At 68.1% G+C, this 10131-nt stretch carries 10 protein-coding genes, 2 tRNA genes and 1 pseudogene; 10 read left to right on the top strand and 3 right to left on the bottom strand.

Going from position 1 to position 10131, the window contains the following annotated elements; translation table 11 throughout:
* The 9 genes and pseudogenes from AB4070_RS15545 to AB4070_RS15505 form a co-directional block, all read left to right on the top strand.
* A pseudogene (locus tag AB4070_RS15545) lies at positions 1-255 on the top strand (glutamate decarboxylase); the annotation flags it as partial.
* 11 nt (positions 256-266) lie between these two features.
* Entirely contained in the window at positions 267-1799 is a 1533-nt protein-coding gene (locus AB4070_RS15540) for an amino acid permease (RefSeq protein WP_441980884.1), read from the top strand.
* A gap of 93 nt (positions 1800-1892) precedes the next feature.
* Positions 1893-2384, top strand: a complete 492-nt coding sequence (locus AB4070_RS15535) for an FBP domain-containing protein (RefSeq protein ID WP_441980883.1) — start codon at positions 1893-1895, stop codon at positions 2382-2384.
* Positions 2385-2430: 46 nt separating this feature from the next.
* Positions 2431-3231 (top strand): enoyl-CoA hydratase/isomerase family protein, encoded by an 801-nt coding sequence (locus tag AB4070_RS15530; RefSeq protein WP_441980882.1) that lies wholly within the window; start codon positions 2431-2433, stop codon positions 3229-3231.
* 115 nt (positions 3232-3346) lie between these two features.
* Positions 3347-4441, top strand: coding sequence for a hypothetical protein (locus AB4070_RS15525; protein ID WP_441980881.1), 1095 nt, complete (start codon positions 3347-3349; stop codon positions 4439-4441).
* Entirely contained in the window at positions 4441-5232 is a 792-nt protein-coding gene (locus AB4070_RS15520; RefSeq protein ID WP_441980880.1) for an inositol monophosphatase family protein, read from the top strand. The genes AB4070_RS15525 and AB4070_RS15520 overlap by 1 nt, the downstream gene beginning before the upstream one ends.
* A 316-nt stretch (positions 5233-5548) precedes the next feature.
* On the top strand, positions 5549-6568 hold the full coding sequence (locus AB4070_RS15515) for a M23 family metallopeptidase (protein WP_441980879.1): 1020 nt from the start codon (positions 5549-5551) through the stop codon (positions 6566-6568).
* Positions 6569-6636: 68 nt separating this feature from the next.
* Positions 6637-6708, top strand: a tRNA-Thr gene (locus tag AB4070_RS15510).
* A gap of 35 nt (positions 6709-6743) precedes the next feature.
* Positions 6744-6817: transfer RNA gene (locus tag AB4070_RS15505), tRNA-Met, on the top strand.
* A gap of 60 nt (positions 6818-6877) precedes the next feature.
* On the opposite strand, the gene AB4070_RS15500 is transcribed toward AB4070_RS15505, so the two are convergent.
* Positions 6878-7594 (bottom strand): META domain-containing protein, encoded by a 717-nt coding sequence (locus AB4070_RS15500; protein WP_441980878.1) that lies wholly within the window; start codon positions 7592-7594, stop codon positions 6878-6880.
* A gap of 222 nt (positions 7595-7816) precedes the next feature.
* On the opposite strand from AB4070_RS15500, the gene AB4070_RS15495 reads away from it, so the two are divergent.
* Positions 7817-8878, top strand: a complete 1062-nt coding sequence (locus tag AB4070_RS15495; protein WP_441980877.1) for a zinc-binding alcohol dehydrogenase family protein — start codon at positions 7817-7819, stop codon at positions 8876-8878.
* Here the strand turns inward: AB4070_RS15495 and AB4070_RS15490 are convergent.
* A complete protein-coding gene (locus AB4070_RS15490) occupies positions 8875-9729 on the bottom strand; it encodes a CPBP family intramembrane glutamic endopeptidase (RefSeq protein WP_441980876.1) in 855 nt (284 codons plus the stop codon). The two genes, AB4070_RS15495 and AB4070_RS15490, sit on opposite strands and share 4 nt — an antisense overlap.
* 75 nt (positions 9730-9804) lie before the next feature.
* A complete protein-coding gene (locus tag AB4070_RS15485; RefSeq protein ID WP_282847234.1) occupies positions 9805-10113 on the bottom strand; it encodes a hypothetical protein in 309 nt (102 codons plus the stop codon).
* Positions 10114-10131 lie beyond the last annotated feature (18 nt).

Below are 10131 nucleotides of genomic sequence, written 5' to 3'. Positions count from 1 at the left end.
AAAGAGGGGCACACGAAGAACTGGACGCTCTACGACCTGCAGGATCGGCTGCGCATGAAGGGCTGGCTCGTGCCGGCGTACCCCATGCCTGCCGACCTGGAGCAGATCACGGTGCAGCGCATCGTCGTGCGCAACGGGCTGAGCATGGACCTCGCTGCCAAGCTGCTGCAGGCGATCGCGGTCGAGACGGCGTATCTCGACGCACTCGAATCGCCCATGCCCGTCGAGGGCCCGCACCCGGCGTTCCACCACTGAGGCGAAGCGACATGTCTCGTACATCGCGACAGGCGCCCGACGCCGCTGCACAGGCGGCATCCAACCATCCGCTCACCTCGCACCGCGCTGTCGTCAACTACCTCGGGGTCGGCCAGCTGGCACTGCTCACTCTCGTGGTGGTGGCGAGCCTGCGCTCGTTGCCCGCGATGGCGGTCTACGGCCTCGGGAGCGTCACCCTCTACATCATCCCGGCCGTCCTCTTCCTCATTCCGACCGCCCTCGTGGCCGCAGAACTGGCGACGGGGTGGAAAGGCGGCGTGTACGTGTGGGTTCGCGAAGCCTTCGGCAATCGCTGGGGCTTCACCGCCGTCTGGCTCCAGTGGATCCAGAACGTCGTCTGGTATCCCACCCAGCTCGCATTCATCGCAGCGGCGATCGCGTTCGTCTTCGTCGATCCGTCGCTGTCCGACTCCGGGCTGTTCACCGCGATCGTGATCCTCGTGCTGTACTGGGGTTCGACGTTCGTCACCCTTCGCGGTGGCAACCTCTTCGCCAAACTCGGCTCCTGGGGCGGCATCCTCGGCACGCTTCTGCCGGCCGCGCTGCTCATCGTGTTCGGTGCGATCTGGGTGTTCAGCGGTGAGAAGAGCCAGGTGCCGCTCGAAGCATCGGCGATCATCCCTCCCTTCACCGGGGTGGCGTCCATCGTGCTGATCGTGTCGAACGTGCTGGCGTACGCCGGGATGGAGGTCAACGCGGTCCACGTGAACCAGATGAAGGACCCGGGCAAGGGGTTCCCGCGCTCGGTGTTCCTCGCCGCCGGTCTGATCCTGCTCGTGTTCATCCTTCCGACGTTGGCGATCTCGGTCGCCGTCCCGTCGAAGGAGCTGGGACTCACCAACGGCATCATGCTCGCCTTCGGTGTGTACTTCGATCACTGGGGAATGGGATGGGCGACAGCGATCATCTCAGCCCTGATCGCCGCCGGCGCCCTCGCCTCCGTCATAACGTGGATCGCGGGTCCGTCCAAGGGGCTGCTGGCCGCTGCGGAGACAGGTCTGCTCCCGCCCGCGCTGCAGAAGCGCAACACGGCAGGGGTCCAGTCCGGGATCCTGATGCTGCAGGGGACGATCGTGACGATCCTCGCGGCGATCTTCATCGTGGTGCCGAACGTGAGTGCCGCGTTCGTCGCGCTCGTCGATATGGCAGCGGCCATCTATCTGATCATGTACATGCTCATGTTCGCAGCGGCGATCGTCCTGCGCCGCAAGGAACCGAACGTGAAGCGCACCTATCGGGTGCCGGCAATGGGTCTCGTGGCCGGCGTTGGTTTCGTCGGGTGTCTCGCGGCATTCGTTCTCGCCTTCATCCCGCCTGACGGTTTCACGGCGTTCTCGCCCACGGCGTACCCCTGGATCGTCGGGGCGGTGATCGCTGTGCTCGGGGCTCCTCCTCTCATCTTCTACGCCCTCCGGCGACCCGGGTGGGACCGCCGCGACCAGGCCGAGAAGGCGCTGCACGGCACCCACGAAGAAAGCGAATCGATGGAACCCGGACACGCACCGCGCACGCCAGAAGGTTGAGAGTCCGCATCGCCACCCCCGGCTGTCGGCGTCGACGTCCGCGACCCACGATGCCGCGGCCCCACCCCGCGAACGGTTTCCTAGACTGGAGAGATGCGACCGCTCACCGAAGCCGACGTCCGGGCATCGTTCGTCAATGCGGACGATGACGAGCTGCGTCTGATGGAGATGCCTCACGACTTCCTGCTCGTCGATTGGGACTACCTCGACTTCTTCGCCTGGCAGGACCCGGGTGCGAGCCGTCGCGGCTATGTGCTGATCCCGCACGACGACGAGGTGATCGGAGTGGTGCTGCGTGCGACGGACCCTGGTCGCGCGCGGTCGGGCATGTGCAACATCTGCCACACGATGCAGCCGGGCAACCAGGTCGCCCTCCTCTCCGCCCGTCGAGCCGGTGAGGCGGGCAAACGCGGAGACTCGTTCGGCACCTACATGTGCGCCGACCTCTCCTGTCACGAGAACGTGCGCCTCGCGCACCCGCTCGCACCGAACGAGGTCAGGTCGCCCGGTCAGGTCGACTTCCGTCTCGACGGCACGCGCCGGCGCATGGAGAGCTTCGTCTCGCAGGTCTGGGAGCGGGTCTGATCGCGGTTACGCTGGTGCGACACGTTCTGTGCTCGAAGGAGAAGCCATGACTGACGCCATCCTGTTCGCCGTCGAAGAGGGGATGGCTCGGCTGACGTTGAACCGGCCCGCTCGGCTCAACGCGTTCAACGCCGACCTGGCGCACGCGTGGAAGGACGCGACGGCCGAGGCGACGTCGCGCACCGACGTGAAGGCGATCCTCATCGATGCCGCGGGTCCTGCGTTCTGCGCGGGAGGCGACGTGATCGACATGGCGACGACCATGGGCGCGTCCGGCGCGGAGATCACGGCGCTCGCCGAGGTCATCAACTCCGGCATCCGCTCGCTGACGGAATCAGCGGTGCCCGTCGTCGCGGCGGCCCACGGCACGACTGCGGGGGGTGGCCTGGGCATCCTGCTGTGCAGCGACTACGCCGTCGTGGGTTCGCGGTCGAGGCTCGGCAGCCTGTACGCGAACATCGGTCTGACCCCCGATCTGTCGGTCTCCGCCCAGCTCGCCCGCGCCGTCGGCCAGCGCCGCGCCCTGCAGCTCGTCCTGCAGGATCGGCTGCTCACCGCCGCCGAGGCCGTCGAGTGGGGGCTCGTCGCCGAGGCCGTCGAGGGAGAGGATGCCGCTGCGGAGGCGGAGCGTGTGCGAGCGCGCGGTGAGGAGATCGCGCGCTTCTGGCTGGCGGGCGCCGCCGACGCCTACGGTCAGGCGAAGAGGCTGGTGCGCGCGCAGCCGGAACGCTCGTTCGTCGAGCAGCTGAGCGAAGAGGCCCGCTCGATCGGTGCCGCCCTCGAGACACCCGACGCGCAGGCGAGGGTCGCGGCGTTCGCCGCCGCGTCGGCCAAGAAGACGGGCTGACCTCTCCTCCCCAGACCCGAAGGGGCAACAGACTTCCCGCGGCGGGGTGGAACCCCTGGCAACCGTCGGCGCGCATGGCAGGATGAAGGCATCACCGCTCGACGAGAGGAACGCCATGTCCCAGCCGGACATCACCACGCATCGACCGCAGGGTGAGAAGAAGAACATGTCGCTGCTGATCAGGGGCTCCCTGTGGATCGCCATCGGCGCCCTCATCGCCGCGGCTCTCGTGTGCGTCATCTGGGTGCTCATCGGTGACCAAGACGGTCTCATCGGTCGCGCCTTCCTCACGATCCTGCTGCTGGCGGCGTTCGCGGGAATCGCGATCCTCGAAGCCGGGTTGGCGCCCAACCGCCCCGACTGGCTGCAGCTGGCGAGTATGGTGAGCTGGATCGTCGCTCTCCTCGTCGGTGCCGTGAAGATCTGGCTTCCGGAAGACGGGTTCTACTTCGGCGCCGAGCGCTTCTTCCAGCTGCTCCTCGTGATCGGCATCCTCCAGCTGGCCCTGCTTCACGTGCGCCTGTTCACACCGGCAGCGCAGCGATACGTCACGACCTTCACCCGAGTGATCTATATCGTGACGGTGACCTTCCTCGTCGGTCTCGTCGGCATGCTCGTGTTCTTCCTCGCCTTCCCGAACACGTTCCACTATGGGGAGCTGTACTGGCGCATCGTGGTCGCACTCACGATCCTCGTAGCCGTGGGCACCACGCTGATCCCGCTGCTCAATGCGCTCTTCGCACCGAAGAAGAAGACCCCGGCCAACCGTGCCGTGGCGTCGGCGCCGTCGTGGCCGACCTACGCCGACGGCATCACGCCGCTTCCCGCGCTGCCCGATGCATCGCCCGACTGGAACGCCTACTACACCGGTTACCCGACCGTCGCCCCGCCGCAGCAGGCGCTCCCGCAAGCGCCCGCCTCGGCGTTCCCCGTCGTGCCGCAGCCCGTCTCGCCGCAGTCCGCACCGCCGCAGTCCGCGCCGCCGCAGCCCGCTGCGCCGCAGTCCGCACCGCCGCAGTCCGCGCCGCCGCAGCCCGCTGCGCCGCAGTTCGCGCCGCCGCAGTTCTCGCAGCCCGCAGAGCCCGCGCCTGCGAGTGCGGGCGAGCACCCGGTGCCCCCTGCCCCTGCCACTCAGACGACGGCCTCCCCACAGGAGGCTTCGCAGGCTTTCCCGCCGCCGCCGCCCGCGCCCCGGCAGCCCGAACAGTGATGCGGGAACTCGAGCTCCGCGACCTCGCGATCGAGATCGCCGAGGAGGCAGGGCAGCTCGCGCGACTTCGACGACAGGAAGGGGTGCGCCTGGCGGCGACCAAGTCGTCGTTGGCCGACATCGTCACGGAAGCAGACCGAGAGGTCGAAGCACTCATCCGCTCGCGTCTCCGCGCGGCGCGGGTGGACGACGGTTTTCTCGGCGAGGAGACGGGTGCCGAAGCAGGGAGCAGCGGAATCACATGGATCGTCGACCCCATCGACGGCACCGTCAACTACGCGTACGGCATCCCGGCGTACAACGTGAGCATCGGCGCGGTCCGCGGAGAACCCGACCCCGAGACATGGGAGGCGCTCGCCGGCGCCGTCAACGCCCCGGCGCTGGGAGAGACCTTCGCTGCGGCGCGAGGTCACGGCGCCTGGTCGAACGGCATTCGTCTCGCGGTGACGGACACGACCCCGGCCGGCGCTCTCCTCGCCACCGGCTTCGGCTACGACCCTGCCACCCACGAAGGAGACATCGCGACCGTGGCGCGGGTCATGCCGATGGCCCGCGATGTGCGACGTATGGGGGCGGCTGCACTCGACCTGGCCTTCGTCGCCGCTGGGCGACTGGACGGTTACTTCGAGCGGGGCCTTCGCCCCTGGGACTTCGCCGCCGGTGCGCTCCTCGTCGAGGAAGCCGGAGGCGTGGTGTCCCGAATGGATATCGACTCCCCACGCCCGATGCTGGTCGCGGGGGGAGCCGATGTGCACGCCCGACTGCTCGCGATCCTCGCGGAGAATCCGTGAACGATTCATGGCATTCTCAGCCTGGTCACGGTAGGGTTTACCCGATCGTTACTTTCATCACCCGAAGGTGAAAGTCAAAGTTTGCGCCCCCCGAGCACGACGCACGACCGAGAGAAACGCTTTGCCCTTCGAGAACTCCCAGGCTGCCTCTGCGCCCACGCGCCGATCCAGCCGACTCCGCACTGCGGCCTCTGAGGCCCCCGCGGCGGGACCGACGGCACCCATTTCTGCCGCTGATTCCACTGCCGTCGCCCTCGCTGCTGTCGCCCCCCTTTCCCGACGCGCCGCCCGTCAGCGGCCGGCGCCCGACGAGACGGTGACGGAAGCGCTGATCGAGCCCTTCGTCGCCACGAACTCGGAGCCGGTGATCGCCGATGTGCCCGCGGTGCCTGTCGCCGCGGAGCCGGTCGAGGCTCCTGCGACTCCGGTCCGCGAAACCGGTGAAGCCGACGCGTTTGAGCGCGCTTCCCGTGCCTTCCGCGCGACGGGTGCGGTTCCGACGGCTCCCACGGCTGAGCGCTCGCCGTCCGCAGAGAGTTCGGACGCTGAGTCTGTCGTCCCCTCGCATGTGGCCCCCCGCCGCCCCCGCAACCTCCGCAAGGTGGTCACGGTCGGAGCGACCGTCGGTGTGATGAGCCTCGCAGGGCTTCTCGCGGTGTCCATGACGCTCCCCGCGGAGGCGGTCGCCGGTGTGCGGGGCGGCGCGGCCGCATCCATGTCGTTGGTCTCTGCTGCTGCCGCCGACTCGAAGGACGAGGCCGAGGCCGAGATCCAGGCTTTCGTCGCACCGTCCGGCGTCGAGAGCGTCCCGCTCTCCCGCTCCGATGACTTCAGCACGGTCTCGCTTGCCGAGGTCGCCGCCGAGCAGGGCATCAACTACTCGGGTGAGATCTTCACGAACGACCCCGACGCCGCCATCCAGTGGCCGTTCCTCGTCGGTGTCGGCATGAGCTACGGCTATGGGATGCGCAGCGGCCGCCTCCACGAGGGCATCGACTTCGTGCCGGGCAACGGTGCGCCGATCCAGGCCATCGCCGACGGCACCGTCCGCATCGCCACAGAGCAGGGCGGGGCCTTCGGGGTCACGGTCTACATCGACCACGTCATCGACGGCCAGGTCATCACGAGCCACTACTCGCACATGCAGTACGGCTCCCTCAACGTCAAGGCCGGCGACACCGTCAAGGTCGGAACGATCGTGGGCAAGACGGGCAACACGGGCCGTTCCTACGGCGCGCACCTGCACTTCGAGCTCATCGTCAACGGAACGACCATCGACCCGATGCCGTGGCTCAAGGCGAATGCCGGTCGATCGTCGCTGACCGCGGAGGAGTGACCGGCTCGATTTCATGAGGACGCCACAGTGATGGTATTCTCGTACGGTTGCCCCGCGAGGGGCAGCACGCCCCGATAGCTCAGTGGCAGAGCACTTCCATGGTAAGGAAGGGGTCGTCAGTTCAATCCTGACTCGGGGCTCGCAAGCATTCTTCTCACGCGGACGGATGCCTCGCGGCAGGGTAGCTCAGCTGGTTAGAGCGCACGACTCATAATCGTGAGGTCGCGGGTTCAAGCCCCGCTCCTGCTACAGATGAAAACCCCCGGATCGCCGGGGGTTTCGTCGTTCACGGGGCAGTGCGTCGCAGCCTCAGTCACTGGAGCGGCGCGCCGGCTGGAGCCCACCGATGGGCGAACCCGCGTCTCCGTTGACGTACATGTAGCCATCGATGATGTCCGCGGATCGCCCTCGGCCGAGCCATGCGTCGATGCCGTCGCACGCGCTCGCCGTCTGGGAGAGGAGCGCCTCCAGCTCGATCCTCCCCGCCGAATCCTGCGACCACCGGCCGCTCAGATCGTTGCACCCGTCGCTGCCCGTGACGGTCCCGTCGGAATTGAATGACAAGAACGTCGCGCCGTCGACGCTCGCCTCCCAACCTCCGACGGGGTCGGGGAGTGGCGGAGCCGTCTCGGCGGGAACCTCACCGTTCGCGATCCTGTCGTTGCGCGCGTACATGGGGGCAAGCCCGGCTTGGAAGACGACGCTGGTGGTGATGGCCGACGCCAGCACGAGGACCACGCCGAGCAGGGGTGCCCAGTAGGCGGGCTTTCTCCGATGCCGGAGCACGAACGCGGCCACGATCGCCGCGATGACCGAGGCAGCGACCGCCCACGGGAAGACGGCGCGGGCACCGAAAGCGAGTTCCAGATCGCAATCGCCTTCGCACCCGACGGCGCTGAACGACTCGAGGATCTGCGCGACGTACGCCGCGACGACGATCAACGGAACGAGCAACCAGAGGGTGACGGCGAGTGCTGAGCGGCGTACGCGGTCCCGATCGGCCGGTTCTGGATCCTCGACGGTCATGTCCCTGAGGGTATGGCGGAGCGCCGAGACGGACCGCAGGCGCGACGCGTGTCGTCGGCGCGGTGATGGCACGTCTCCTGTTCGGGCCGGCCGGCCGCCGATGCCTGGTCGGTCGGCCGCGGACGATTCGTCGACGCGTTCCACGGATCTGACGCTCCTGGTACCTTTCGGATACCTGGAGCGCTTGCGGGTAACCAGAGGGCCCCGGATAGCTTGACGGGCATGGCAACCACGCACACTCCCGATCCCGTCTTCACCTCTCCATCGATCCCCGATCGGATGCCCGCGATCGGCGCCCGGGGAGGTCGTCCCGTGTCGGACGCCGATGCGCTCAGCGACATCACCCTTCCGGTTCCGACCCCTACGGGCCGCGATCTCCTCGTCGAGGTGCAGGGTGTCTCGGTGAATCCCGTCGACGTGAAGGTGCGTGCCGGCGCTCCTCGCACGGGCACGCCACCGATCCTGGGCTACGACGCGACAGGGGTCGTCGTCGCGGTCGGCGAGGAATCGACCCGCTTCGCCGTGGGGGACCGTGTCTTCTACGCCGGGCAGATCGATCGCTCCGGCACGAATGCGCGGTTCCACCTCGTGAACGAGAACATCGTCGGCCACGCTCCTCGCTCGCTGTCGGTCGCAGAGGCGGCCGCACTGCCGCTGACCGTCATTACCGCGTGGGAGAGCCTCTTCGACCGCCTGGCGCTCACCGGCGAGAGCGAGGGTGTGCTCCTGGTGATCGGGGCGGCAGGGGGCGTCGGCTCGCTGATCATCCAGCTCGCGAAGGCCCTCACGCGCCTCGAGGTCATCGCCGTGGCATCGCGCCCGGAAACGGCGGAGTGGGTGCGTCAGATGGGGGCCGACCATGTCGTCGGCCGCGACTTCGCCGGCGAGGTGTCGACGCTCGCCCCCGCCGGCGTCGACTACGTGTTCACCTCGTTCACTCCCGGCAACGTCAGGGCGATCGCCGACGCGATCCGTCCGCGCGGGCAGGTCGTCTCCATCGATGAGACCGGGGGCAGCATCGACGCGCTCAAGGCGAAGAGCGTGACCTGGCACTGGGAGCTCATGTTCACGAGGCCCGTCACCGATCCCTCCGACCACTACCAGCACGACCTTCTGGAGAGTGTCGCGAAGCTGGTGGACGCAGGCACCCTCCGCACCACGCTGACGACGCACCTCACTCCGCTGGACGCCACGACGATGCGTCAGGCGCATGAGATCGTGGAGGCCTCCCGGACGATCGGCAAGGTCGTCGTCACCGACTGGCCAGAGGCGCGCCGCCCCTAACGCTGCGGCACGTCGAAGGCGGGGCCGACCTCATCCGCTGCGGCGACGGCGACGCCGACACGTCCGCGGATGAAGAACAGCAGCACGAGGCCGACCACGATCACGGCGGGGTTGCCGAGCCCCGCCAGCGTCGAGATCGGACCCTCGACCGGATAGGCCGTGTGCAGGAAGATGCTCGGATCGGTGCTGGCGTGCAGCAGGATCGGCGCGATGAGGGTGCCGGTGACCCGCATGGCGAGGTACATGCAGATTCCGAACGCGAAGGTGTAGACGAGCTGGAATGCGGTGGCGAACAGCGACTGACCGCTGAGCAGGTTCCCCGCGTGGAGTCCGGCGAACACCGCGGCCGAGATGACGGCGACGACGATCTCGCGGTGCCCGGCCTTGCGCAGCATGTTCACGACGAGGCCGCGAGTGAGCACCTCTTCGGCGAAACCGATGAAGACGCCGGCGAGCAGCCAGGTCGCGACCACCGCGAATCCGGCCTCGCCGTAGTCGATGCTGAGCAGGTGCAGGACATTGAACAGCAGCACGACCACGATCGCGATCCACATCCACCCGCGGCCCGTGATCGGCTGCCGTCTGAAGAGCTCGCCGAGCCAGCCGACCGACGCGGCGAAGCCGACCAGGAGCAGGCAGCCGACGAGAACGGGGAGCGCGTAGAAGACCAGGATCCCGGTGGGGCCCGTCGGGTCGTCGATCTGCGCCGCGAGCGGAGTGAACGCGAGCGACAGTCCGTTGTAGAGCACGAAGTAGACGGCCGCCAGTAGGAGTGCGCGCCACCAGCCGCCCTTCTCCCAGAATCTCTTCCAGGGGGTGCCGGTCGCGGCGGTGGGGGCGGGTGCGGTCATGAGAGCTCCAGGGCTCGGGGAACGGTTCTCCCGATCAGTGTGGCGCAGCCGTGCGCACCGCGTCCATCCGCCCGGTCATCGTGGGCGTGTCCCGCGCCCTGCTCTCCCCGTCGGCGGAGGCAGACGAGGGATCGGGATCGGGCGGGTGGCGCGCGAGGTGTCGTGGAAGCGCTGAACAGCGGTGAGCACGTCGTCCACGGACGAGTAGCGCAGGGCGAGGGGGAGATCACGCAGCCAGAGCACTTCGACCTCTGTCGGCGCATCCTCGTAGACGCGGCACACGACCCGCCTGTGGTCGACCTCCGGGTATTGCAGATCGACGATGGCCCAATCCGTGGCGCTGACCTGCTCGAGGGCGAACCGTGGGTCTGGTACGCGATCCATCATTCTCCTGACTGTCCC

The sequence above is a fragment of the Microbacterium sp. 2RAF4 genome (assembly GCF_052115285.1).
GTDB lineage: Bacteria > Actinomycetota > Actinomycetes > Actinomycetales > Microbacteriaceae > Microbacterium > Microbacterium oxydans.
The sequence above is the reverse complement of the archived record's forward strand: the minus strand, read 5'-3'. Positions and strand labels throughout refer to the sequence as shown.

What these genes read in the sequence shown, in the direction of transcription:
- AB4070_RS15540 (WP_441980884.1), top strand. Translation starts at nt 267, where the DNA reads ATGTCTCGTACATCGCGACAGGCGCCCGACGCCGCTGCACAGGCGGCA.
- AB4070_RS15535 (WP_441980883.1), top strand. Translation starts at nt 1,893, where the DNA reads ATGCGACCGCTCACCGAAGCCGACGTCCGGGCATCGTTCGTCAATGCG.
- AB4070_RS15530 (WP_441980882.1), top strand. Translation starts at nt 2,431, where the DNA reads ATGACTGACGCCATCCTGTTCGCCGTCGAAGAGGGGATGGCTCGGCTG.
- AB4070_RS15525 (WP_441980881.1), top strand. Translation starts at nt 3,347, where the DNA reads ATGTCCCAGCCGGACATCACCACGCATCGACCGCAGGGTGAGAAGAAG.
- AB4070_RS15520 (WP_441980880.1), top strand. Translation starts at nt 4,441, where the DNA reads ATGCGGGAACTCGAGCTCCGCGACCTCGCGATCGAGATCGCCGAGGAG.
- AB4070_RS15500 (WP_441980878.1), bottom strand. Translation starts at nt 7,594, where the DNA reads ATGACCGTCGAGGATCCAGAACCGGCCGATCGGGACCGCGTACGCCGC.
- AB4070_RS15495 (WP_441980877.1), top strand. Translation starts at nt 7,817, where the DNA reads ATGGCAACCACGCACACTCCCGATCCCGTCTTCACCTCTCCATCGATC.
- AB4070_RS15490 (WP_441980876.1), bottom strand. Translation starts at nt 9,729, where the DNA reads ATGACCGCACCCGCCCCCACCGCCGCGACCGGCACCCCCTGGAAGAGA.
- AB4070_RS15485 (WP_282847234.1), bottom strand. Translation starts at nt 10,113, where the DNA reads ATGGATCGCGTACCAGACCCACGGTTCGCCCTCGAGCAGGTCAGCGCC.